This window comes from Mycobacterium sp. NPDC003323 (genome assembly GCF_053589535.1).
In genome coordinates, this window is record NZ_JBSFSB010000023.1 from 32307 (window position 1) to 55750 (window position 23444).

Below are 23444 nucleotides of genomic sequence, written 5' to 3' on the forward strand. Positions count from 1 at the left end.
TTCGGTTCAGGTCAAGCGTGGCGGGGTGATACGACTCGAAAGTATTGTGCGCCAATGCGTTGGCCTCGGCCTGGGCTGCGCACCCGACAACCACCTCGCCTTCGACACCAAATGGGCAACCAGCATCGGCGAAGACGGCCGCATCCACTGGCACCCACCACCACTACTGGACGTCGGCCAAGACACCCTCAACCACTACCACCACCCCGAAGGGCTATTGGAGCGGGGCGACGAGGATGTGGATGACGATCCGTAGGGCTCAGCCGAGGAACGGGTAGACATCACCGAGCCAGAATGCGACCGCGACGATCAGGACGGTCCCGCCCAGGTCGGGCGTCGCGCAGCCGGTGCCTGTCGATGATCCTCTGGAACTCATCGATGACCTGCCCGAGGGTGCCGATCGCGAACAACCCGAGAAGCAGCGGGCCGCTACGGGCAACGAGTGCAGCATGCACCAACCTCGCGAACTCATGGGTGCCGTTCGGTACAGCTGCTCTTCTGGCGCCCACGCTGGTGGTGCGCGGCTCGACCGAGGGCGGGTCAGCTCTTGCTCAAGGGTGACGGGAAACGCGGTCTGATGCGCACCCCGTTCAGCCACTCGGTCAACTCGTCGGCCTTGCGCTGCAAGCTTTTCCGTGCGCCGCGGCTCACATCGCCGACCAATTTCAACTCGACCCGGCCGTCCTCGTCCTGCCGCCACGCGCCGACCACCCGGCCATCGACCCACGCCGTCGGACCGGCGTTGCCGCGGGTATCGAAGACCTGGGCGCGATGGCCGTCGAGATACCAGTCCCGCTCGGTCCAGCCCATCGTCGTGACATCGAGTCCGGGCAGCAGTGCGCACCAGGGCTCGGCTTCGGGCTCGGTGTCCAGGTCATCGGCCAGCGCCACCCCGGGCGTCCCATGCAGGTCGACCACCTCGGTGCCGATATCGGCCAGTGCGCGACGCACCCAGGTCACGGTGTGGCCGAACCACCATTTGATATCGGCCACCGTGGCCGGTCCGAAGGCGCGCAGCCAGGTGCGCACCAATTCGGTGGCGGCAGCGTCGGGTTCGGCGGGATCGGTGTCACCCAGCCAATCATCGGCCGACACCCACAGCGGCCGTGACGATGTCCAGCCGCCCTGGTTGCGCCCGCGGATGATGTCACCGCGCAGGTCGAGCACCGTCAGCACCCTCGGTGCCAGGGGAGTCTCACCGCCCCAGGGCTTTCCGGGCGCGGGATCCCAGGTTCCGGCCAGTTCGGGTAGGGCCGCCCGCAGCTCGGCCGAGCCGGTCGGCCCGTTGGCCGCGAGATGCCGGCGCACTGCGGTACCTGCCGTCTCCAGCCAGGCCGAACCATCGGCCGCCACCGCGGCCTTCTGGACGTCGGCGATCAGCTTGCGTCCCTCGGCATCGGCCACCCGGTCGCTGGCGGCAACCTGGACGGCGGGCAACCGAAACGCCGGCACCATCCACAGCGTGCGGCGCATCGCCACCTGCCGCACCAGCGTGCGATCCGTGTACAGCGCCGAACTCAGGTGATCGAGCTCGAACCCCGGCACCCGGGCCCACAACGACAGATACGGCGTCGTCGGATCGGTGGCGTGCAGTCCCACCAGGTCCGCGGTCACCATCTTGAGGTCGGTGCCGGGTGCGGCCAGATGATGCCTCCGGCCCAGCCGGGCGCGGCGTTCGGCGACGGTGAACGTACGCACTAGTCGCGGTTCATGGACTCGCGGATCTGCTTGAGCCGTTCGGCCGCCGCCTGTTGGCGGGCGTCGAACTGCTCGGCCACCGATCGCCCCTCGGGCGTCTCCTCGGCAAGCTCCGTCGCGCCGATTGCGGTGCCGAACCGCGTCTCGATCTTCTCGCGCACCGAATCGAAGGTGGGCACCCCCGCCGGCGTGTAACCGGTATCGACTTCGGTCGGTACCGGCGGCACAGGCGCCGCCGGAACGATCTCGGCGTCGAGCGGCTCATCCGCTGATGACTGCTGCTCATCGGGCATAGCGCCACCGTACCCCCGCACGAAGTTTGGGATCGGTAGCCGTCGGCCGCGGATGTACTTACTCCCACGACGGCGCCACTGGGGCGACGGGCGAATGAAGGGGACTACACATGACGAAGAATCGCGTTCTGGCCGCCGGGATCGGGATGCTCGCCACCGCGGCGGTACTGGTCGGGTGCTCCGATGACAAGGCGGCCGAACCGTCGGCGTCGAGCACCGGCAGCGCTGCCGGCACCGCCGAGGTCGCTACCGGCGGCAACACCGAGGTCAAGGTGGAGGGTCAGGACCTGGCCGGTCTGGACCTCAACTCCGTCACCTGCGTCAAGGCGGGCGACAAGATCAACGTCGCCAGCGGCGCGATCGGCGGTCAGCAGGGTCTGGGCGTCGTGATGACCGACGAGGCCACCCCGAAGGTGGAGTCGGTGGGCCTGGTGGTCGACGGCAACGCGCTCGCAGTCGCGTCGATGGGTGGCGCGAGCACCGGATCGGCAGAGGTCAAGGTCGACGGCAGCACCTACACCATCACCGGTGAGGCCACCGGCGCCGACATGAAGAATCCCATGGCCGGGATGATCACCAAGAAGTTCGAGATCAAGGTCGACTGCAGCTGATCGATCACCGACGGCGGCGGACGTGGAAACACGTCCGCCGCCTTCGCGCGTCCTATGATGACGCCGTGTCGATCACCGATGCACTGGACGAGGCCCGTCGGCTGTCGTGGGCGTCGAACGAATCGGCGGCCAAGGACCTTCTGCTGGCACAACTGCCGGCGACCGAGGCCGCCGATCGAGATGACTGGGCGATGGAGGTCTTCGCCCAACTCGGCGAGATCTATCTGGTGCGTACCGCGTACGACGGTGTGGCCGAGTGCATCAGGCGCATCCGAGACTGTCTGGACGCCTACCGGGCGTTGTCGGCGCGCACTACCGACACCGAACACATGATGTGCCGGTACGGCCGCCGCGCCGACTTCCTGCAGACCGGCCTGTCGGCGGCCCGCGGTGATCACGAGGACGCGGCCGTCTTCCTGACCGCGTTGTGCGGATCGGCCGGACCCGCGGATCTGTCGGCCGAGCACCGCTACCTGGTGAACTGTGCGCGGATGCACTGTGCCACAGGGTTGGCCGATGACGATCTGCACCACCGCGCCGTGCCGCTGTGGGACCGGGTGCTCGAGGATCTGGACCTCGACGCGCCGGACGGCAGCCACGGCGACCGGTTGCTCGTTCTCGCCGGAATCGCATACGGCGGTTTCTGTATCCAGACCGGACGGCTCGCCGAGGCGGAGCCGTGGTTGCGCAGAGCGGGCGCCCGCGCCGAGGCACACGGCTGGGAACTCGACACCGCCAGAACGCTGTTGGAACGCGCCATCGCCAAGTGGTCCTGCGGCGACCATACGTCGGTCGAACGGCTGATCACCGAGGCGTACCCGGTGATCGCCCGCTATGCGCGCGCCCACGATGTGTCGCGATGCTGGTTCTACCTCGGTTTCACCAAGCTGGCCTCGGCGGCACTCGAAGAGGCGGACCGGTGCTGGGAACATGCCGAGCGGCATTGGCGTGAGCTCGGCAAACCGCTCTACCTGCACCGGATACTGCTGCAGCGCAGTTGGATCCCGATATTCTTCGGCCGATTTGCCGAAGCCGTCGAACTCATCGCGCAGGCCCGGACCCTGCTGGACGAATGGCCGCGCAGCAGTTGGCTGCAATACGCGCGGCTCGACGATCAGTTGGGCACGGTGTGGCGGGCCGACGCGCTGGCCGATATGGGCTTCGACGGATCGGGGGAGCCCGACGACACCTGGGACGAGGTCGAGGCCAAGCACGCCGCGTCGCTCGGCACCACCAACGCCGAAACGGGCAGCGCCGGGTTCAGACGAGCGATGGGCAAACTGGAACAGGCCGCACTGCTGAAGGTGCCCGCCGCACTCGCCGTGGATTCCGTGCGCCACACCATCGCCGATGCTGATGCCCGCGCGCAATGGGCCGCCAGGGTCTCGGCGCCCATGTTGGCCGGCGCCTTCGCGGTGTCCTGGGAATGGGAGAACACCGCGCTGACCGCCGAACTGATCGAATATCACAGTGCGCGGGGCACATTCAGCACGGCGGCAGAGAACGACGGGAACCTGCCTGCCTGGGCCGGGGCGCAGGCGGTCCTGATCGACAGCGACGTGCAGACACCCGAACTCGAACTCGCCGACGTCGCCGCCGGCTCGGTGATCCACGGACCGTCCCTGACCCGGCTGGGCCCGCTGCCGCCTCTGCGGATGGACCCCGGCGCAGAACCGATTCTCGCGCAATACCGAGCACTGGCTCGGCAGCGATACGGCCGCGAGATCACCAACGACCAGCCGGCCTGGCCGACATGGCCGTGACCGATCGTCCGAGGCTGGTGCTGCGGTTCGCCGACGTCGGGATCGCGACCTACGCCAGCCTGCGCATCATCGGCGCACCGGAATGCACCGTCACCTGGGTCGTCGAAGAGACATTGCTGCTGGCCGCTCTCGACGAGATCGCCGGCGCGCTACCGGACCCGCGCGGTGACGAGACCCCCGTCGACGCCCTGCAGCGGGCGCTGTCGCGCGGCGCGTTCACCGACCCCGACAGCGAAAGCGCACTGGCCTACCGGCTGGGCGTGTTGCTGATCGGAGCCGCGGGCTGGCAACTGCTCAAGGCATCCGCTTCCGCGCGTCCGATCCTGTTCATCGCGCCGAGCGCACGACTGGGCCGCATCCCCTGGGGGCTGCTGGCCGAACCACTGGTCCGCCCCGAGGTCACCGCGATGCTGCAGGCCCGCCAGGAAGCCATCACCCCGGATGGTCCGCAGCCGGCGGTGATCCCCTGGCCGCCAGGCGAGATCGATGATCTGACGTCGGGCACCCGGCTGATGGAACTGACCGAGGTGCTGATGGCCGTCCCGGTCAACATCGACCGCAACCGACGGCCCAACATTCCCACGCCCGACGGTGATCCGCTGCTGGTGCTCGACCCGCGGGTGCCCGGCCAGCGTCCGGATTCACCGCTGGGGTCCGTGCTCGGCCGACCCGCGCCGGACACCGTCCTGGCGACCCACTACGCCGCGTTGATGCGAGACCGGCGGGTGCTGCCGCGCGTCGAGGCCGCCGTCGAACTGTTCCGGCGCACCGATATCGACCGGCACTGGCTGGCCGGGGCTTTGGCGCACCGGCCGAGTCGGCTGATGTTCGTCGGACACGCCAGCGCCGGCGACAGCGCCCGGCGCGCCGACCCCGACGGCGGTGTGGGCCATGCCGAACGTGCCGCGCTGCATCTGGCGTGCCGGGCATCGGTGCCCGGCTACGGCGACCCCGTCGGTGACCACCGACCGCTCACCGCGGCGGATCTGATGGCCGCTGACCTGACCATTCCAACCCGAGTTGCCCTGCTGGCCTGCGCTTCCGGTGGTGACTATCGCTTCGACGAGGCCACCGGGATCGTCGCGGCGATGGTGCTGGGCGGGGCGCAGCTGGTCACCGCCACGCTGTGGTCGCTGCCCACCAGCGCCGGCTACCGGCGCTTCGCCGAGGACGCGCACTCAGATCCGATGGGCGAGGTGATCGCCGCGGTCGACACCGCGCACCAGGCCGACACCGATTTTCATGCCGCCTGCGCGGTGAACCGCTGGCAGCGTGACCGATTGGCGGACTGGCGGGCGGGGGACCGCGGCGCCAATCCTGTCTACTGGGCCGCGCTGGTCAGCTTCGCCACCGGTCAGGCCGGTGGCACGCACACGGCCACCGACGATTCGTCGCCAAGCCGGTAATAGGCGTCGATCACTGAGCCGGGACGCAGCCGGGCCAGTGAGGTTGCCGGGACCAGAGCCGTCTCATGCGCCGGGAACTGTCCGCCCTCGGGCCGGCGGACCATCAGATCCAGCACGACCTCGCGGTAATCCTCGCGGGCGGCACCCGTCGGCCGGGCAGCCGTCACCACCCCGGCGCCCTTGACCCCGTGCCGGATCAGGCTCAGCTGATCATTCGTGACCAGCCCCTTGCCGATCAACATCTGGTCGAACGCGGCACGGATCGCCACCATGTCGTCGGCCAACGAAAGCTCCTCGCGGGCATCCGGATCGAACGCGACCAGCAGCACGACCCCCGGCTTGATCGCGGCGGTGATCGGATCATCCGGGGAACCCAGCAGGCGGCCGGTGAACCTCTGACCGCACACGCTCTGGACCTCCACGGTGATGCGATCGGTCACCGTCGACACGGTGCCGATTCCGACGGCGGTGGATACCGGCGGCACCGGATCGTCACATCGGGCACGCGCGGCGGCAACGATGGCTGCTGCACCGACGATGGCGCAGGTCAGGGACAGGAGCATCAGCAGGCTGGCGGACATGTCGTACAGATTCGCGCCGGCGTCGCGCTACCGAACCCAACTTTTGCGGCGCCCGACGGCGACATGCCTATCCTGATCGGGTGAGCACCGCCCCCGAGGCCGCGACACGGGTCGCCGCCGCTGCGCCCCCGCAGCCGCGGCGGGCCGTCATCGACCGTGCCTGGCGGGCGATCGGACCCGGGGTCGAGGTGCTCAACGCCGACGACGGCGGCCCGCTCAGTCGCACCGTGAAACGGATCCTCGATCCGCTGGTGCTGCGACTGCGGTCCAACCCGCACTTCTCGACGCCGGTGGTGCCGGCCGAGGTCGCCGAGACGATGTGTCAGGTGATCCTGTCCCATCAGAGCCAACTGCGGGATACCGCAGCGTGGTTCGCGGTGCTCAAGGCTCGGCGCCGCAAGCTGCGGTTGACCACGGGCAACGCCCAGGAACTGTACTTCCCGGTCTGCTTCGAACTGGCCGTCACCAAAGGTACCCCGGCGCCGAATGATTCCGATACCGCGGAAACCGTTCTACGCGGCATCCACGGCGATCGCGATCGCAATGCCATCGAGGTGCTCAACCGCTTCATCGACGACGATCGGACGATCGCCGCATTGTCGGCCCAATTGCAGCGCAGCTGGGCAGACGTACGGCCGACAGCGGCCATCACCGACCCGTTCCTGGCCGGGCTGGCCACGGTGCTCGGTGATGCCGACAGCCACGGCGAATCGGCTGCCCGGCAACGGGTCTGGTCGGCGCTGGTGGCCGACGCGACGCCCTACAATCTCGGTGCGCGTGCCCATCACCCGGACGCCGAGTTACCGTGGTCGCTGACCGCGATCGGGCTGAGTTCGGCGGTGCCGCAGCCTGCTCCGCCCGTACGTGGCGGCAGCGACACCGACCGGCCGTTGAACCGCAGCGTCGTCGACCGGGTGCGCGCGACCCTGCGGCGGGCGCTGGATCGCGACGAACTGCCCGATGTGCCGCTGCTGTGCGCCGAGGAGGTCGACCGGGCCTGCGCCCCATGGGGACTGCTGGCCGAGGACATCCAGGCCACCCTGCTGGCCGGGATCGAGATCGCCGTCCAACTCGCGCCGCTGAACGAGGCGGCGGCACCGGCCTACCGGCTGGCCGCCCAGATCCAGGCGCGGCTGCGCAAGGAGGCCTATGTGCTGCACGCTCGCCGCTATCTGGCGGCGGGTGAGTCGCTGCATCCGCGCCAGCAGCAGGTCACCGACGAGTTGTCGGCCTTCGCCCGCCCGTACCTGAGCCGGCTCTGGGCGCGACTGCACGGGCGCGATGTCTGGCAGGAAAGCTGCGTGGACGTCGACGAGATGCGTGCGCTGCTGGAGGGTGTGGCGCGATCGGTGAGCCTTGATCACCGCCAACGCATCAAGGCGATGCTGGAGATGGCGGCGGTCCGGTGAGGCTGGTCGCGCAGGACGGGCTGTGGGCCACCGGTTCGCCGGTGGCGGACCCGCCGGCCGCAGCGGTGCTCGAGGTCGCCGGGGCGGTGTTGGCCTGGCCGGTCGACGACCCGGCGGCACCGGTGCAGCTCACCTTCACCGATCTTGCCGTCGCCGACTGGGTATGGCGGGTCACCGGCGAGGCCGGGCATGTCGCACTCGTCGAGGCGCTGCGCGAGCGACCCGCCGAACCGGGTGCGACCGTCGACTTGCCGGGAGTCACCGTGGACACCGCCGCGTTGGCGCCGCTGCGACGCCTGGCCCTCGGGCATTGGTTGCGTCGGTGGTGGCCGGCCAGCGTGCGCGACGCGATCGCCGAACTGGATGCCGCCGTCCTGGACGCCGAGATCGCCCTGCAGACCGCGGCGGCGCAGGACTTCTTCGCCGAGGACACCTTGGATTCCGATATCGACGGGCTGCTCCGCCCGCACCGGGACACGCTCGCGCAGCATCTGGGCACCGGGGATCCACGAGTCACCGAATTGGTGCGCTCATGCGCGGAACTCGCCGACTGGCTTGAGCTCCCGGAGCTTGCCGAGTCGGCCCCGGCCGACCGCCGTCGAGACGATTACGCGCTGGCCGCCGGGCCCGTCGACGTATCGGCCGCCGGGGTCATCGCCGGGGGAGCGGCGTCGGTCAGTTGGAGCGCGGTGCCGCCCGCGGTGTTCGACGCGGCAGAGGACACCGTCGACTGGTCGGTGCGCGCCGATGCTGCCGGGTCGGTGGTGGTCGTCGTTCGCGCCGCGGTGACCGCGAGCGCCGCCGGCATCGCGGTGCGGTTGCGCAGCGGTGATATCGCCGCCGACGGTGTGCTGGCCGAGAACGGTACCGCGACCTTGTCGTTGCCGATCTCGGAATCCACCGCCTGGAACCATGATTGGCGTACCGCGTCGGTCGCCGTCGGAGCCGGGTCCGGTGAGGACCGCGCGGCCCGTGAGCTGATCCGGTCCTTCGCGCGCCGCCGGTTGCAGGGCGCCGACGACGCCTTCCTCGCCGAGGTGCTGGCCGCCGAGTCCGACTACTGATCCGGTCCTCACCGCGCCACCTGCCGGGTGGCCGGACCGGTGGGGGTGCCCGGCAGGGGACTGCTCGCCACATCCGGGGTGTGCACCCGGGCGGCCAGCCACGGCAGCGCCTCGGCGAATGCGGCACCGGCGTAGGGCCAATCGTGATTGCCCGCCCGGGTGACCACCGCACAGTCGATACCGTGCGCGGTACCCAGGTCGCACAGTGTTTGCGCGGCGCCCGCCTGCGGCGGAGGCGGTGAGGTGCCGGCACCGTTGACGGCGAACCACCCCGACACGCCGAAGTAGTGCCCATGCCGGGCGATGACGGTGGCCGGGTCGAAATCGGCGTAGGCGGCGGCGTTCCCGCCGAACAGTCGCTCGATGGTCTGTTCGCGGGTGCCGGTGTTCGGGGCCAGATCACCGGCGATGTCCTCGAACACCGAGAACCGCTCCGGGTGCATGACCGTCAGGTCGACCGCGCAGGTGCCGCCCATCGAGAAGCCCACCACGCCCCACTGCGCCGGGTCAGCGCTCACTTCGAAGTTCGAGATAACTGTGGACACAACGTCGTTGGTGAGATGATCGGCGACCTTGCCGCGAACACCGTTGACGCATTCGGTGTCGTTGCTGAAGGCGCCGGCCACATCGGCGAACACCGGTACGGGGGCGTTCCCGTGGTGCGCGGTCGCGAAGGCATCGGCAGTCTGTACCGCCGAACCGGCCCGCACCCAGTCCTGCGGCGTGTTCAGTTCACCGCCGATCATCAGCAGCGCGGGCAGGCGCGGCGGCGGGTCCGATGCGAACCACGCCGGCGGCAGGTAGACCAGTTCTGGGCGGTGCGCGAAATGCGACCCCGCGTCCCCGGTGTCCACCTCCACCAGGGACCCGTGACGGGGCAACGCGTGCCCGGGCTGGAAAGCGGCCACGGTCGCCATATCGGTCTCATCGGGCAGCGGCCCATCGGTCAGCTGTCCCCATGCCGAGCCCATCGTGGGGAAGTACCCGGTCCACAGGTTCAATGCGAGCGCCGCGCACAGGGCACACAGCGGCACCGCGGTAAGCGCGACCCCCCGATGTCTTGGCCGGAGGCGGGCACCACCCAGCAGCGCTGCGCCGCAGGCGAAACCGGTCAATCCCACCCACACCCACAGCGATGGCGGTGCCGGTTCGCCGGCGAGTCCCTGACTGTTCACATACCCGTGCGCGGCCACTGCCGCCGCGATACCGGCGACGGCTGCGGCGAACAGGATCCGCCAGGGATACCGGCGCACCACCAACAGCAGGACCGCGCCGGCGATCACCTGCGCGGTCAACGGAATCCAGCCGTGCGTCAGCGAATCACGGTGGGTGAACAAGCCGGACATCAGCGTCACGCCCACATCGTGGCGTCGCTCGCTGAGAGGTCGCTGAAAGGTACCTAGCGCGGCTTGGCCAACGGGAACGGCAGCGTCTCGCGGATGCTGCGACCGGTGATCAACATGACCACCCGATCCACACCGACGCCCAGACCGCCGGTCGGCGGCATCGCGTATTCGAGCGCCTGCAGGAAATCCTCATCCAGTTCCATCGCCTCGGGATCGCCACCGGCGGCCAGCAATGACTGTTCCTGCAGGCGGCGGCGCTGCTCCACCGGATCGGTGAGCTCGCTGTAGGCCGTGCCCAGTTCGACACCCCAGGCCACCAGATCCCATCGCTCGGCAACCCCGGGAATGCTGCGGTGCGGGCGGGTCAGCGGCGACACCGATGTCGGGAAGTCCTTGTAGAACGTCGGATGCTCGGTCTGCCCCTCGACGAGCCGTTCGTAGAGTTCGAGCACGACGGCACCGGCGTCCCAGTGCGTCAGGTACGGCACCCCGGCTTCGTCGCACAGCGACCGCAGCGTGGCAAGGTCGGTGTCCGGCCCGATCTGCGCCCCCAGCGCCTCGGACACCGCGCCGTGCACCGTCTTGACCGGCCAGTTCCCGGAGATGTCGACCTCGTTCAGGGCGCCGTCGGGTCCGGGCCGCATCACGACCTGACGGCCGTTGGCGGCCTGCGCGGCATTCTGGATCAGCTCGCGGCAGCCGTGCATCCAGACGTTGTAGTCGGCATGGGCCTGATACGCCTCCAGCAACGTGAACTCGGGATTGTGGCTGAAGTCCACACCCTCGTTGCGGAACGCCCGGCCCAACTCGAACACCCGCTCCACTCCGCCGACGCACAACCGTTTCAGATACAGCTCCGGCGCGATGCGCAGGTACAGATCGAGGTCGTAGGCATTGATGTGGGTGACGAACGGCCGGGCGTTGGCCCCGCCGTGGATCTGTTGCAGGATCGGCGTCTCGACCTCCAGGAAATCCTTGCCCACCAGCGTTTCCCGGATGGCATGCAGGATCCGGCTGCGCGCGGTGATCAGATCGCGCGCATCGGTGTTGATCGCCAGGTCGACATACCGGGTGCGCACCCGCGCCTCCGGATCGGTCAGTCCCTTCCACTTGTCGGGCAGCGGCCGCAGGCATTTGCCGATCAACCGCCACCGGGTGACCAGCAGCGATCGCGTGCCGTTGCGGCTGTGCCCCATGGTGCCGGTCACCTCGATCAGGTCGCCGAGGTCGATCGCGGCGGTGAAATCGGCGTTGCGCCCCTGGGTCAGGCGTGAATCGTCGAGCAGCAGTTGCACATCGGCGGACCAGTCCCGCAGCACGGCGAACAACACCCCGCCGTAATCGCGCAGCCGTAGTACTCGGCCGGCCACCGTGACGGTCTCGTCGGCGGCGGTCACGGCCAGCGCCCGAGCCACCGTATGGCTGGGTGCCTCTCCGACGGGATAGGCGTCGACTCCGTTGTCCTGCAGCGCCTTCAGTTTGGCCATCCGGACGCGGACCTGTTCGGGCAGCCGGTTGTCCTCGGCCCCGGGGAGATCCTCGGCGAGTGAGGCGACATCCGGGGCGGTGCCGTCCCGGTGCAGCAGGCCGCTGTCGACCAGGGCCTTCGGGGCGGCGACATGCTCGCCGGTGTGCGGTTTGCGCCGGGAGAGGGGCAGCACCAGGAAGCCCTCGGCGATCACCGAGGCGACACCGACCCGCGGGATCTCGCGGGTCTCCTCATAGCAGGCGTACCGCGGCACCCACTCCGGCTGGTACTTCATGTTCGAGCGGTACAGGGTTTCCAGTTGCCACCACCGCGAGAAGAACACCAGCAGCGCGCGCCACAGCCGGGCCACCGGACCCGCGCCGAGTTGGGCGCCCTGTTCGAAGGCGGAGCGGAACATCGCGAAATTCAACGAGATCCGGCTGATCCCCAGATCCTCGGCCTGCAGGCACAGCTCGCTGACCATCAGTTCGATGGTGCCGTTGGGGGACTGCGGTGAGCGCCGCATCACATCCAGCGACACCCCGCCTGCGCCCCACGGCACCAGCGAGAGCATCGCGACCACCTGATCCTCGGAGCCGTCGGTCGTACCTTCGGCAACCGCCTCGACCAACAGGCAGTCGCCGTCGGCGGGATCGCCCAGGCGCCCCAGCGCCATCGAGAAGCCGCGCTCGGTCTCGGTGTCGCGCCACTCGTCGGCGCGGGCGATCACCATGGCCATCGCGTCGGAGGTCAGTTCCCGATGCCTGCGGATGTGCACGGCCAGCCCGGCCCGCCGTGCCCGGGTGACGGCCTGGCGCACCGGCTTCATATCGGGGCCGGACAGTTTGAACCGGTCGGGATGCAGGATCGCCTCGTCACCGAGTTCGATCGCGTTGAGCCCGGCCTCCCGGAAGGCCTGCGCGGCCGCGGCGCTGGCACCCATCACACCCGGCGCCCATCCGTAGGCCTGGCAGAGCTTGAGCCAGGCGCCGATCGCGGCGGGCCAGGCCTTCGGGTCACCCACGGGGTCACCGCTGGCCAGACACACGCCCACCTCGACCCGGTAGGTGATGGCGGCCCGTCCGTTCGGGGCGAACACCACCGACTTGTCGCGGCGGGTGGCGAAGTAGCCCAGCGAATCGTTCTTGCCGTACAGCTCCAGCAGCCCGCGGATGGCGGATTCGTCCGGTCCGGTCAGCGCGTTGGTGGCTCGCTGCGAGCGGAACAACACGATCGCCGCCACCATCAACGCCAGCGCACCGAACAACCCGAGCAGTGCGTTGACCAGGACGCCGGGATGCTGTCCGTCGAAGACGGCGGCATCGACGCCGGCGAAGGCCACCACCCGGTTGGCGGCGTATGCCAGCCGGAAGTCGCGCTCCAATGTGCCGGGGAACAGCTCCAGCAGCCCCCAGCCGGTGCCGATGCCGACCGCCATCCCGGCCAGCAGCGTGGCGATCGCCTTGATGAGCGCGCCGCGGCGCACCTTCGCCCAGAACTCGTGGCGGGCCAGCATCAGGAAACCGATCGCGACCAGATGGAAGACCAGACCGATGACCTCGCCTAACTCGTCCATCGAGGTCTCGTCGCCGGTGACCAGATCGACGATGTTGACCGCCACCGCGGCGACCATGTACAGCACCAGGATCCACCAGGCGATGCTCTTGCGGGCCGCCAACGCGGCGGCCAGTAGCGCCAGTACGAACGCCCAGGCGAAGCTCGTGTCGGGGAAGTTGAAGATGTAGTCGTTGACGAATTCGCGTGGCACCCGGATGACCGAGCGGACGAAGGGCGAGATGCTCGCGACCAACGACAGTGTCGCGATGACCCCCACGATCCAGCCGGCGGCGGTGGGCACCCACGCAAATCCGGCCGGGCGGCGGGGAGCGGAAGAGTGGGCCGACGGGGGCTGCGTGGTGGTGGCCGTCATAGGCCGCGAGAATAGGCGCTTACCGGCTCAGATGGGTGTTTCTGCGGACTCCCGAGCGCGGCGGGCGTCGGCCCGGCTCACCAGACCGGGCCGGTGTATTTCTCGCCGGGCCCGTGGCCGGGTTCCTCGGGGGCGGCGCTGGCCTCGCGGAACGCCAGCTGCAGGCTCTTCAGACCGTCCCGCAGCGGACCCGCGTGCAGGCCCAGGAACTCCGCCGAGGAGGTGACCAGACCGGCGAGCGCGGTGATCAGCCGGCGGGCTTCGTCGAGGTCGCGGTGCGGGCTGTCGTCGGGATCCTCGGCGCCCAAGCCCAGCTTCTCGGCGGCCGCGCTCATCAGCATGACGGCCGAACGGGTGATCACCTCGACCGCCGGGATCTCCGCGAGCTCTCTGATCTGCGGGTCTGTGGCGGACTGGGTTTCCTGATCATCGGTCATGCCTGATAGAGTGGCATGATCGACCGTCCCGGCGAACGCCAGGGACAGTAAGTGGAGTCCCGCTCCCACCGCTGACCATACCGGTCCAGCGGTCCGGTCACAGGCATCTGCGGATGTCCTGTTCTGCGCATCGCGCAGACGGCGAAAGCCGTGATCGGTCGGCATCGGGCCCTGCTGTGTGCAGGGCCTTTCTGTTCGGAAGAACAGAGCTGCTGATGGCGTTGGATTCTCTGCTGGCCCGGCCTTCCATACGGTCGTGGCACGAGCAGACAACGTAGGAGGCCCCATCAGCACTGAGACCCGCATCAACGAGCGCATCCGCGTACCTGAAGTTCGCCTGATCGGACCGAACGGCGAGCAGGTAGGCATCGTCCGTATCGAAGATGCTCTCCGCGTCGCCGTCGACGCCGATCTCGACCTTGTCGAAGTCGCCCCGGACGCCAAGCCGCCGGTGTGCAAGATCATGGACTACGGCAAGTTCAAGTACGAGACGGCACTCAAGGAGCGCGAGTCTCGCAAGAACCAGCAGCAGACCGTCGTCAAGGAGCAGAAGCTCCGGCCGAAGATCGACGATCACGACTACCAGACGAAGAAGGGCCACGTGGTCCGCTTCCTGGAAGCCGGGTCCAAGGTCAAGGTCACCATCATGTTCCGCGGTCGCGAGCAGTCCCGCCCCGAACTGGGTTACCGACTGCTGCAGCGCCTCGGCGCCGACGTCGCTGATTACGGTTTCGTCGAGACCTCGGCCAAGCAGGACGGCCGCAACATGACGATGGTGCTGGCACCGCACCGCGGCGCCAAGACCCGCGCCAAGGCCGCGCATGATGCCGACGCTCCGACACCCCGGTCGGGCGGCGCGGCGAACGCCGAGCCCAACGAGACCACGTAGAACCGCTACACCACACGAACTGAGGACACATGCCCAAGGCAAAGACCCACAGCGGCGCATCCAAGCGCTTCCGCGTCACCGGAAGCGGCAAGGTCGTCCGCCAGAAGGCCAACAAGCGCCACCTGCTCGAGCACAAGCCGAGCAAGCGCACCCGTCGTCTCGACGGCCGCACCGTGGTGGCCGCCAACGACACCAAGCGCGTCAAGAAGATGCTGAACGGTTAACACCGCTTCACCGCCCACTTTCCACCCCGTAAGACAAGGAACACTCTCATGGCACGCGTGAAGCGCGCAGTCAACGCTCAGAAGAAGCGGCGCACAGTTCTCAAGGCGTCCAAGGGCTATCGCGGACAGCGTTCGCGGCTCTACCGCAAGGCCAAGGAGCAGCAGCTCCACTCGCTGACCTACGCCTACCGCGACCGTCGCGCCCGCAAGGGTGAGTTCCGCAAGCTGTGGATCTCCCGGATCAACGCTGCGGCCCGCGCCAACGACATCACCTACAACCGCCTGATCCAGGGCCTCAAGGCCGCCGGCGTCGAGGTGGACCGCAAGAACCTGGCCGAGATCGCCGTCAGCGATGCCGCCGCGTTCACCGCGCTGGTCGAGGTCGCCAAGGCGGCCCTGCCCGAGGATGTCAACGCACCGTCGGGCGAAGCCGCCTGAGACACCGCTGAATGAGTGGCTCCGTCACGCCGCTCACCGAGCGGGCTGACCGGGTAGCCGCAGCGATCAAGCTGCAGCGACCCGCCGAACGTCGCCGCGCCGCACGCTTTCTCGCCGAGGGACCCAATCTCGTCGAGGCAGCGTTGCGGCGCGGTCTCGTTTCCGAGGTGTTCGTCACCGAAGACGCCGCGCAGCGTTTCGGGTCGCTGCTCGCTGACACGCCGACCTACGTGGTCACCGACAAGGCCGCAAAGGCGTTGTCCGACACGGTCACCCCGGTCGGGTTGATCGCGGTCTGCGCCACCCCGCAGATATCGCTGGAGCGGGTGCTGGCCGCCGGGCCGAAGCTGGTGGCCGTGGCGGTGGAGACCTCGGATCCGGGCAACGCCGGGACACTGATCCGGCTGGCCGACGCCATGGGCGCCGACGCGCTGGTCCTGGCCGGTAACAGCGTGGACCCCTACAACCCGAAATGCCTGCGATCCTCGGCGGGCAGCATCTTCTCGGTCCCGGTGGTGCAGGCAGCCGACACCGTGGCGCTCATCTCGGACCTCGGCGACGCCGAATTGGTGGTGATGGCCACGACGCTGGAGGGCGAAGCGTCGCTGGACACCACGAAGCTGGACGTGCCGACGGCCTGGCTGTTCGGCTCGGAGGCCCACGGATTGCCTGCCGACATTGCCGCGGCCGCCGATGTGCGCGTGCAGATTCCGATGAAGGGCAGCGCGGAGAGCCTCAATGTCGCTGCCGCCGCGGCGATCTGCCTCTACAAGAGCTCCCGCGCGCAGCTTTCCCCCTAGCGCGAGCGCGGGAATCCCCTTTCCTCACGCGAGCAGACGCAAAACTGCCCAGAAAAGGTCGATTTGGTGCCAGTTTGCGTCTGCTCGCCGGATGGGGCCGATCAGCCCAACAGCCCCCGCGCGACATGGGTGATCTGCACCTCGTTGGACCCGGCGTAGATCATCAGCGACTTCGCGTCGCGGGCGAGCTGTTCCACCCGGTACTCGGTCATGTACCCGTTGCCGCCGAACAACTGCACGGCCTCCATCGCCACATCCGTGGCGGCCTGCGAGCAGTACCATTTCATCGCCGACGCCTCGGCCAGACTGATGGGCGCACCCTGCTGCGCCGACTCGATGACCCGGAACAGCATGTTGCGCACGTTCATCCGGGCCACCTCCATGTTGGCCAGCTTGAGCTGGATCAACTGGAACTGGGCGATCTCCTTGCCCCACAGCACCCGGGTCTTCGCGTAGTCGACCGACAGCCGCAGACATTCCTCGATGACTCCCAGGGCCATGGCCGCCACCCCGATCCGCTCTGCGGAGAAGCTCGACCGGGCACTGTCGCGGCCGTCGCCCGCGGAGTTGTCCTCGGTCTCTCCGAGCAGTCGGTCCCGGCCGAGCCGGACGTTGTTGAAGAACAGCTCGCCGGTGCGCGAAGAGTGGATACCCATCTTCTGGAACGGTTTCGACTGGACGAAACCCTCCATGCCGCGGTCCAGGACGAAGGTCAGCACCTTGCGGTCGCGCTTGTCGACACCCGGCTCGTCCAGCTTGGCGTACACCACGACGACATCCGCATCGGGGCCGTTGGTGATGAACGTCTTCTGCCCGTTGAGGATGTAGTCCTCACCGTCGCGGGTCACGTAGGACTTCATGCCGCCGAAAGCATCCGAGCCGGAATCGGGTTCGGTGATCGCCCAGGCGCCGATCTTCTCGTAGGTCACCAGCCCGGGCAGCCACCGCTCCTGCTGGGCAACCGTGCCCCGGCCCTGGATGGTCGGCACCGTCAGCCCGAGGCTGACACCCATGCCGGTGACCAGACCCATGGACACCCGGCACAGCTCGCTGATCAGGACGAAACCCATGCCGGCCTGATCGGGTCCGCCGCCGAACATCCCGCCCGACGGCCTGGACTCCTTGGCCGGTGCACCGTCGCGCAGGCGAGACAGCCTGCGCTCCAACGATTCCCGCGCCATGGCGTCGATGCCGAAGGCGGCGAACAGCTTACGGACGATGGGGTAGGGCTCCATATCGCCGCTCTCCAGCGCGTCGATATGGGGCCGGATCTCCTTGTCGACGAACTCGCGCACCGCATCGCGCACGGCGATGTCGACATCAGACCATTCCAGCATCGGGTCAGGCAGCCTTTCGTTTGGCGGACGGGCGCAACCCGGCCAGTGAGAACGTGGTGTGGATGAGCGACCCCGCGCGGTCCAGCAGCGACTTGTGCGGGGGTTGGTAATGCATCGACAGACCACGCCGGTCCGCCGGAGGTGCCATGAAACCCGGTGCTTCCACCAGGGGAGCGTCCGCAGGGATACGGCCCCCGGCGCGCCGGTAGGCCGACACGGCCCGCGGGTGCAACCGGATCTCATCGGGCACCGCGATGAACGCCAGTTCGACCGCCTTACCGAGCAGGCGCAGCAGGATCTCGTCGCCCGGTGTCCAGCGCATGCCCGCCTTCTCCCGCACGGCCGGATCGAACACGCCGGCGGCCACCCACCGCTGGGCGCCGACCAACGGTCGGAAGATCTGGTCCCACGCCCGCGTCGGCATGAGCACGAACCACGGCTTCGGGATCCGGATGGAGAAGATATCCAAGGTGGCCTGGTTGATCTCCAACTCCTCGCGGCACTTGTGATCCCAGTACTGGCAGAAGTCCTCCCAGGAGTCCGGCACCGGACGCATGCTCATTCCGTACATCCGGTACCACTGCACGTGCTCGTCGAACAGTTGGTGTTTCTCGGATTCGGTGAGTCCGCCGCAGAAATACTCGGCCGTCTTGATGATCAGCATGAAGAACGTCGCGTGTGCCCAGTAGAAGGTGTCCGGGTTGAGGGCGTGGTATCGCCGCCCCTGCCCGTCGACACCCTTGATGTCGTGGTGGAAGCTCTTGATCTGCTGTCCCGTATCGGTAGCGCGGTCACCGTCGTAGACCACACCCATGATCGGGTACACCGATCGGGCGACCCGCTGCAGCGGTTCCCGTAACAGGATGGAGTGGTCCTCGACGCCGGCCCCCAACTCCGGATACATGTTCTGGATCGAGCCGATCCACACGCCGAGCAGGCCGGTGCGCAGATCGCCGAAGTACTTCCAGGTCAAAGAGTCCGGGCCGAGAGGGATCACCTTCGGCACGGCGGTCGAATCGGGGTCGGCTTCTACAACGGTCATGGCGTCCTCGTCGAGCCTTGAAAACCACGGATATCCGGCCACCATATGCGTGACAACGGGTGTTGTCTATGACACCGCGCGACGTGATGCAACGCCGTTATGTGCCGGCGATTGCGCCTCGACATGGCCGTGACCTGTCGGTTCGTCGTGTTTGCCGCGGTGTGAGCAACGTCGTCGCGCGGCGTCGTTGCCGCTACCGCAGGTGCCACATATCGTGGCGACGTGGATGTCGAATCGTTCGAGGAACGATCCGCACGCACCGGGGACCGCATGCCCGCCGAGGTGCCGCGTCCGGCGGGTCCACTGGGGTGGCTCACCGCGACCAATTACAACGCCGATGTCATCGCCTTCCTGCGGCGCGCGCGGCGGGCCCTGCCCGGGGATCCGGAGTTCGGTGATCCGCTGTCGACGGCCGGCGACGGGGGCCCGCGGGCCGCCGCCCGGGCGGCCGACCGGCTGCTGGAACGTGACGCGGTGTCCCGCGAGATCAGCCTCGGCGCCCTGCAGGTGTGGCAGGCGCTCACCGAGCGGGTCTCGGGTAAACCGGCCAATCGTGAGATGACTTTGGTGTTCACCGACCTGGTCGGATTCTCGGCGTGGTCGCTGCGCGCCGGTGACGACGCGACGCTGCGACTGTTGCGGCGCGTCGCGCAGGTCGCCGAGCCGCCGCTGCTCGCTCAGGGCGGTCACATCGTGAAGCGGATGGGTGACGGTGCGATGGTGGTGTTCTCCGATGCCGCCACCGCCATCCGGGCGGTGCTGGCCGCGTTGGAGGCCGTCGGCACCGTCGAGGTCGACGGCTACACCCCACGGATGCGGGCCGGGATCCACACCGGGCATCCGCAGCGCATCGGCTCGGACTGGCTCGGCGTCGATGTCAACATCGCCGCGCGCGTGATGGAGCGGGCCACCAAGGGCGGGCTGGTCATCTCGCACACCACGCTGGAGGCCATCGACGAGAAGGATTTCGAGGCGCTGGGCATCGGTGTCAAACGCGTCCGCAAGCAGCTCTTCGCCACCAGACCCAGCGGCGTGCCCGAGGACCTGATGATGTACTGGGTCAGGAGGCTGCCCCAGTTGCCCGGTGGGCAGGCCGCCGACGCCGAGGGTGCGTGACGTCGCTCTCAATGACCCATCACCTATGATCGCCGGGTGACGGAGCTCTCAGAAGACGCCCTGATCAGCGCAGTTGCCGCGGCCCGGCAGGCCTTCGACGCCGCCGCCGACCTGGACGCGCTGGCCAAGGCGAAGACCGAACATCTCGGTGACCGTTCCCCGATCGCGCTCGCGCGCCAGGTGCTGGGGACACTGCCCAAGACCGAACGCGCCGATGCCGGCAAGCGGGTCAACATCGCGCGCACCGAGGCCCAACAGAGCTACGACGAGCGGCTGGCGGTGCTGCGCGCCGAGCGCGATGCCGCGGTGCTGGTGGCCGAGCGCATCGACGTCACGCTGCCCTCGACGCGGCAGCCGGTCGGGGCGCGGCATCCCATCACCCTGCTGACCGAGCGGATCGCCGACACCTTCGTGGCGATGGGTTGGGAACTGGCCGAGGGCCCCGAGGTGGAGACCGAGCAGTTCAACTTCGACGCCCTGAACTTCCCGCCGGATCACCCCGCGCGCAGCGAGCAGGACACTTTCCAGATCGCGCCCGACGGATCGCGGCAGGTGTTGCGCACGCACACCTCGCCGGTGCAGATCCGCGCGCTGCTGGAGCGTGACCTGCCGGTGTACATCGTCTCGCTGGGTCGCACGTTCCGCACCGACGAACTCGACGCCACGCACACCCCGGTCTTCCATCAGGTGGAGGGATTGGCCGTGGACAGGGGGCTGACAATGGCCAACCTGCGCGGCACGCTGGATGCGCTGGCCCGCGCCGAATTCGGGCCGGCCGGCCGCACCCGGTTCCGTCCGCACTTCTTTCCCTTCACCGAGCCGTCGGCCGAGGTCGACGTGTGGTTCGAAAACAAGAAGGGCGGGCCGGGCTGGGTCGAATGGGGTGGTTGCGGCATGGTCAACCCGAACGTCCTGCGCGCGTGCGGGATCGACCCTCTCCGGTACTCCGGCTTCGCCTTCGGCATGGGATTGGAGCGAACCCTGCAGTTCCGCAACGGTATTCCGGACATGCGCGACATGGTCGAGGGTGACGTACGGTTCTCCCTGCCGTTCGGAGTGGGTGCCTGATGCGTATTCCGTACAGCTGGTTGCGTGAGGCCCTGCGCGCCGGGGCTCCGGACTGGGACATGTCGGTTGCGGATCTGGAGCAGACGCTCATCCGCATCGGTCACGAGGTCGAGGAGATCATCCCGGTCGGCCCGGTCACCGGTCCGCTGACCGTCGGGCGCGTCACCGAAATCGAGGAACTGACCGAGTTCAAGAAGCCCATCCGGGCCTGCAAGGTCGACGTCGGTGAGCCCGAACCCCGCGACATCGTCTGCGGCGCACGTAATTTCGCGGTCGATGACCTGGTGGTGGTGGCACTGCCCGGCACCACGCTCCCCGGTGACTTCACCATCGCCAAGCGCAAGACCTACGGGCGTACCTCCGATGGGATGATCTGCTCGGCCGCCGAACTGAACCTCGGGGTCGATCACTCCGGCATCATCGTGCTGCCGCCGGGAACCGCGCAGCCCGGTGCCTCCGGTATCGAGGTGCTCGGCCTGGACGACGCGGTCTTCCACCTCGCCATCACCCCGGACCGCGGCTACTGCCTGTCGGTGCGGGGACTGGCCCGCGATATCGCGTGCGCGCTGGACCTCGACTTCGTCGATCCCGCCGAGGTGCCGGCGTTGCCCGCCGACGGTGAGGCGTGGCCGCTGACGGTGCAGCCCGGCACCGGGGTGCTGCGGTTCGGCCTGCGCCCGGTCACCGGCATCGACCCGGCCGCGGTGTCACCGTGGTGGTTGCAGCGACGGCTGCTGCTGTCCGGGATCCGGGCCATCTCACCGGCGGTCGATGTCACCAACTACGTGATGCTGGAACTCGGCCACCCGATGCATGCCCACGACCGGTCGTTGATCACCGGCGCGTTCGACGTGCGGTTCGCCGCGGCGGGGGAGCAGGTCACCACCCTCGACGACATCACCCGCACCCTCAACGACGGTGATGTGCTGATCGTCGACGACGTCGCCACCGCGGCGATCGGCGGCGTCATGGGTGCCGGAACCACCGAGGTGCGCGACACCACCACCGATGTGCTGTTGGAGGCCGCGGTGTGGGATCCGGCCGCGGTGTCGCGGACCCAGCGTCGGCTGCGTCTGGTCAGCGAGGCGGGCCGGCGCTACGAGCGCACCGTCGACCCGGCCATCTCGGTGGCCGCGCTGGACCGCTGCGCCACGCTGCTCGCCGAAATCGCCGGTGGCACAGTTGATCCCACGCTCACCGATTGGCGCGGTGACCCGCCGCGGGATGACTTCTCGCCCGCGCCGGTCAGCATGCCTGCCGATCTGCCCGACCGCGTCGCCGGGGTGAGCTACCCGGCCGGTGTCGCGGCGCGACGGCTGGCCCAGATCGGCGCCGCGGTGACCGAGGCCGACGGCACCATCACCGCGACACCGCCGAGCTGGCGGCCCGATCTGCGCGAGCCGGCCGACCTGGTCGAGGAGGTGCTGCGGCTGGAGGGGCTGGACGCCATCCCGTCGGTGCTTCCGCTGGCTCCGCCCGGACGTGGTCTGACCGCGGTCCAGAAGCGACGTCGGGCGCTCGGGAAGTCGCTGGCGCTCGGCGGTTTCGTCGAGGTCCTGCCGACCCCGTTCCTGCCGGCCGGGATCTTCGACACCTGGGGGTTGGGCGAGGACGATCCGCGCCGCTCCGTCGTCTCGGTGCTCAACCCGCTGGAGGCTGATCGCCCGCACCTGGCCACGACGTTGTTGCCGGGTCTGCTGGAAGCGTTGGCGCGCAACGTGTCCCGCGGCGCGGTGGACACCTCGCTGTTCGCCATCTCGCATGTGGCGCTGCAGACCGACGACACCAGGGCCGTGGACCGGATCCCGACCGACCGCAGGCCCACCGATGCCGAGATCGCCGGGCTGGACCGTTCGCTGCCCCGGCAGCCCGAACACGTCGGCGTGGTGCTGGCCGGTCTGCGCGAGCCCGCCGGACCGTGGGGCCCGGGCCGCAGGGTCGAGGCCGCCGATGCCTTCGAGGCGGTCCGCGTCATCGGCCGCGCCGTCGGCGTCGAACTGACGCTGCGGGCCGCAGCGCACCTGCCCTGGCATCCCGGCCGGTGCGCCGAGGTGCTCGTGGGCGACATCCCGGTGGGTTATGCCGGTCAGCTGCACCCGGCGGTCATCGAACGCACCGGGCTGCCGGCGGGAACCTGCGCGGTGGAACTCGATCTCGACGACATCCCGATCGTCGAGCGGCTGCCCGCGCCGGCGGTGTCGCCGTTCCCGGCGGTGTTCCAGGACATCAGCCTCATCGTCGAGCAGGATGTCGCCGCCCAGTCGGTCGTGGACGCGGTCCGCGACGGCGCCGGTGAGCTGCTCGAGGATGTCCGGTTGTTCGATGTCTACACCGGCCCGCAGATCGGGGAGGGGCGTAAATCGCTGACCCTGGCGCTGCGGTTCCGGGCCGCCGATCGGACGCTGACCGAAGACGAGGCCAGTGCGGCGCGCGACGCCGCGGTGGCCGCCGCGGCCGAGCGTCTCGGCGCCGTCCAACGTGCCTAGTACCTTCTCGCCCAACCGAACAAACGGGCCGAGAAGTG

20 protein-coding genes and 1 pseudogene are annotated in these 23444 nt (G+C 68.8%); 13 read left to right on the forward strand and 8 right to left on the reverse strand.

Annotated elements, in window-relative coordinates:
- The first annotated feature begins 46 nt into the window (after positions 1-46).
- Positions 47-256 carry a hypothetical protein gene (locus ACWDUN_RS27860; protein ID WP_449933821.1) on the forward strand — a complete coding sequence of 70 codons (210 nt, stop codon included), beginning with the start codon at positions 47-49 and terminating at the stop codon, positions 254-256.
- A gap of 284 nt (positions 257-540) precedes the next feature.
- Here the strand turns inward: ACWDUN_RS27860 and ACWDUN_RS27865 are convergent, their stop codons facing one another.
- Together ACWDUN_RS27865 and ACWDUN_RS27870 are read right to left on the reverse strand one after the other, a co-directional pair.
- A complete protein-coding gene (locus tag ACWDUN_RS27865; protein ID WP_449933822.1) occupies positions 541-1698 on the reverse strand; it encodes a winged helix DNA-binding domain-containing protein in 1158 nt (385 codons plus the stop codon).
- The gene (locus ACWDUN_RS27870; RefSeq protein ID WP_449933824.1) at positions 1698-1991 is read right to left on the reverse strand and encodes a hypothetical protein; all 294 of its coding nucleotides are present in this window, start codon (positions 1989-1991) and stop codon (positions 1698-1700) included. The genes ACWDUN_RS27865 and ACWDUN_RS27870 overlap by 1 nt, the downstream gene beginning before the upstream one ends.
- A 110-nt stretch (positions 1992-2101) precedes the next feature.
- Between ACWDUN_RS27870 and ACWDUN_RS27875 the strand changes: the two genes are divergently transcribed.
- The 3 genes from ACWDUN_RS27875 to ACWDUN_RS27885 all read left to right on the forward strand — a co-directional run bounded on the left by ACWDUN_RS27875 (position 2102) and on the right by ACWDUN_RS27885 (position 5771).
- The gene (locus tag ACWDUN_RS27875) at positions 2102-2602 is read left to right on the forward strand and encodes a lipoprotein LpqH (protein WP_449933826.1); all 501 of its coding nucleotides are present in this window, start codon (positions 2102-2104) and stop codon (positions 2600-2602) included.
- A gap of 65 nt (positions 2603-2667) precedes the next feature.
- Positions 2668-4365 carry a hypothetical protein gene (locus tag ACWDUN_RS27880; RefSeq protein WP_449933828.1) on the forward strand — a complete coding sequence of 566 codons (1698 nt, stop codon included), beginning with the start codon at positions 2668-2670 and terminating at the stop codon, positions 4363-4365.
- The gene (locus ACWDUN_RS27885; protein ID WP_449933829.1) at positions 4356-5771 is read left to right on the forward strand and encodes a CHAT domain-containing protein; all 1416 of its coding nucleotides are present in this window, start codon (positions 4356-4358) and stop codon (positions 5769-5771) included. The genes ACWDUN_RS27880 and ACWDUN_RS27885 overlap by 10 nt, the downstream gene beginning before the upstream one ends.
- On the opposite strand, the pseudogene ACWDUN_RS27890 reads toward ACWDUN_RS27885, so the two are convergent.
- Positions 5720-5935: pseudogene (locus ACWDUN_RS27890) on the reverse strand (hypothetical protein); the annotation flags it as partial. The gene ACWDUN_RS27885 and the pseudogene ACWDUN_RS27890 sit on opposite strands and share 52 nt — an antisense overlap.
- Before the next feature lie 497 nt (positions 5936-6432).
- On the opposite strand from ACWDUN_RS27890, the gene ACWDUN_RS27895 reads away from it, so the two are divergent.
- Positions 6433-7761, forward strand: a complete 1329-nt coding sequence (locus ACWDUN_RS27895) for a hypothetical protein (protein ID WP_449933831.1) — start codon at positions 6433-6435, stop codon at positions 7759-7761.
- On the forward strand, positions 7758-8825 hold the full coding sequence (locus ACWDUN_RS27900) for a hypothetical protein (RefSeq protein WP_449933833.1): 1068 nt from the start codon (positions 7758-7760) through the stop codon (positions 8823-8825). Before ACWDUN_RS27895 ends, ACWDUN_RS27900 begins: the two co-directional genes overlap by 4 nt.
- Positions 8826-8833: 8 nt before the next feature.
- On the opposite strand, the gene ACWDUN_RS27905 is transcribed toward ACWDUN_RS27900, so the two are convergent.
- The 3 genes from ACWDUN_RS27905 to ACWDUN_RS27915 form a co-directional block, all read right to left on the reverse strand.
- Positions 8834-10171 carry an alpha/beta hydrolase gene (locus tag ACWDUN_RS27905; protein WP_449933898.1) on the reverse strand — a complete coding sequence of 446 codons (1338 nt, stop codon included), beginning with the start codon at positions 10169-10171 and terminating at the stop codon, positions 8834-8836.
- 53 nt (positions 10172-10224) lie between these two features.
- Entirely contained in the window at positions 10225-13569 is a 3345-nt protein-coding gene (gene lysX, locus ACWDUN_RS27910) for a bifunctional lysylphosphatidylglycerol synthetase/lysine--tRNA ligase LysX (protein ID WP_449933834.1), read from the reverse strand.
- 77 nt (positions 13570-13646) lie between these two features.
- Positions 13647-14006, reverse strand: a complete 360-nt coding sequence (locus ACWDUN_RS27915; protein WP_449933835.1) for a DUF1844 domain-containing protein — start codon at positions 14004-14006, stop codon at positions 13647-13649.
- 286 nt (positions 14007-14292) lie between these two features.
- Here ACWDUN_RS27915 and infC point away from each other — a divergent pair, with 286 nt between their 5' ends.
- From infC to ACWDUN_RS27935, 4 genes are read left to right on the forward strand one after another with little or no spacing between them, the layout of a single operon-like run.
- Positions 14293-14895, forward strand: coding sequence for a translation initiation factor IF-3 (gene infC, locus ACWDUN_RS27920; protein ID WP_449933900.1), 603 nt, complete (start codon positions 14293-14295; stop codon positions 14893-14895).
- 29 nt (positions 14896-14924) lie between these two features.
- Positions 14925-15119, forward strand: a complete 195-nt coding sequence (rpmI, locus tag ACWDUN_RS27925) for a 50S ribosomal protein L35 (protein WP_449933837.1) — start codon at positions 14925-14927, stop codon at positions 15117-15119.
- A 48-nt stretch (positions 15120-15167) separates the two neighbouring features.
- Positions 15168-15557: a 50S ribosomal protein L20 gene (rplT, locus tag ACWDUN_RS27930; protein ID WP_011560372.1), complete on the forward strand. Its 390-nt coding sequence runs from the start codon at positions 15168-15170 to the stop codon at positions 15555-15557.
- 11 nt (positions 15558-15568) lie between these two features.
- On the forward strand, positions 15569-16357 hold the full coding sequence (locus tag ACWDUN_RS27935; RefSeq protein ID WP_449933842.1) for a TrmH family RNA methyltransferase: 789 nt from the start codon (positions 15569-15571) through the stop codon (positions 16355-16357).
- 101 nt (positions 16358-16458) lie between these two features.
- On the opposite strand, the gene ACWDUN_RS27940 is transcribed toward ACWDUN_RS27935, so the two are convergent.
- Positions 16459-17694: an acyl-CoA dehydrogenase family protein gene (locus tag ACWDUN_RS27940; protein ID WP_449933844.1), complete on the reverse strand. Its 1236-nt coding sequence runs from the start codon at positions 17692-17694 to the stop codon at positions 16459-16461.
- Positions 17695-17698: 4 nt separating this feature from the next.
- Complete coding sequence (locus tag ACWDUN_RS27945) at positions 17699-18736, reverse strand: oxygenase MpaB family protein (RefSeq protein ID WP_449933845.1); 1038 nt, start codon at positions 18734-18736, stop codon at positions 17699-17701.
- A 222-nt stretch (positions 18737-18958) separates the two neighbouring features.
- On the opposite strand from ACWDUN_RS27945, the gene ACWDUN_RS27950 reads away from it, so the two are divergent.
- The 3 genes from ACWDUN_RS27950 to pheT are packed head-to-tail and all read left to right on the forward strand — an operon-like array spanning position 18959 to position 23406.
- Positions 18959-19852, forward strand: coding sequence for an adenylate/guanylate cyclase domain-containing protein (locus ACWDUN_RS27950; protein WP_449933847.1), 894 nt, complete (start codon positions 18959-18961; stop codon positions 19850-19852).
- A gap of 36 nt (positions 19853-19888) precedes the next feature.
- Complete coding sequence (gene pheS, locus ACWDUN_RS27955) at positions 19889-20920, forward strand: phenylalanine--tRNA ligase subunit alpha (protein ID WP_449933849.1); 1032 nt, start codon at positions 19889-19891, stop codon at positions 20918-20920.
- Positions 20920-23406 carry a phenylalanine--tRNA ligase subunit beta gene (pheT, locus tag ACWDUN_RS27960; protein ID WP_449933851.1) on the forward strand — a complete coding sequence of 829 codons (2487 nt, stop codon included), beginning with the start codon at positions 20920-20922 and terminating at the stop codon, positions 23404-23406. The genes pheS and pheT overlap by 1 nt, the downstream gene beginning before the upstream one ends.
- Positions 23407-23444 lie beyond the last annotated feature (38 nt).

Bases quoted from the DNA above. Each gene is read 5' to 3' on its own strand.
- ACWDUN_RS27870 (WP_449933824.1), bottom strand. From the start codon at position 1,991: ATGCCCGATGAGCAGCAGTCATCAGCGGATGAGCCGCTCGACGCCGAG.
- ACWDUN_RS27875 (WP_449933826.1), top strand. From the start codon at position 2,102: ATGACGAAGAATCGCGTTCTGGCCGCCGGGATCGGGATGCTCGCCACC.
- ACWDUN_RS27885 (WP_449933829.1), top strand. From the start codon at position 4,356: ATGGCCGTGACCGATCGTCCGAGGCTGGTGCTGCGGTTCGCCGACGTC.
- ACWDUN_RS27905 (WP_449933898.1), bottom strand. From the start codon at position 10,171: ATGTCCGGCTTGTTCACCCACCGTGATTCGCTGACGCACGGCTGGATT.
- lysX (WP_449933834.1), bottom strand. From the start codon at position 13,569: ATGACGGCCACCACCACGCAGCCCCCGTCGGCCCACTCTTCCGCTCCC.
- ACWDUN_RS27915 (WP_449933835.1), bottom strand. From the start codon at position 14,006: ATGACCGATGATCAGGAAACCCAGTCCGCCACAGACCCGCAGATCAGA.
- rpmI (WP_449933837.1), top strand. From the start codon at position 14,925: ATGCCCAAGGCAAAGACCCACAGCGGCGCATCCAAGCGCTTCCGCGTC.
- rplT (WP_011560372.1), top strand. From the start codon at position 15,168: ATGGCACGCGTGAAGCGCGCAGTCAACGCTCAGAAGAAGCGGCGCACA.
- ACWDUN_RS27935 (WP_449933842.1), top strand. From the start codon at position 15,569: ATGAGTGGCTCCGTCACGCCGCTCACCGAGCGGGCTGACCGGGTAGCC.
- ACWDUN_RS27940 (WP_449933844.1), bottom strand. From the start codon at position 17,694: ATGCTGGAATGGTCTGATGTCGACATCGCCGTGCGCGATGCGGTGCGC.
- ACWDUN_RS27945 (WP_449933845.1), bottom strand. From the start codon at position 18,736: ATGACCGTTGTAGAAGCCGACCCCGATTCGACCGCCGTGCCGAAGGTG.
- pheT (WP_449933851.1), top strand. From the start codon at position 20,920: ATGCGTATTCCGTACAGCTGGTTGCGTGAGGCCCTGCGCGCCGGGGCT.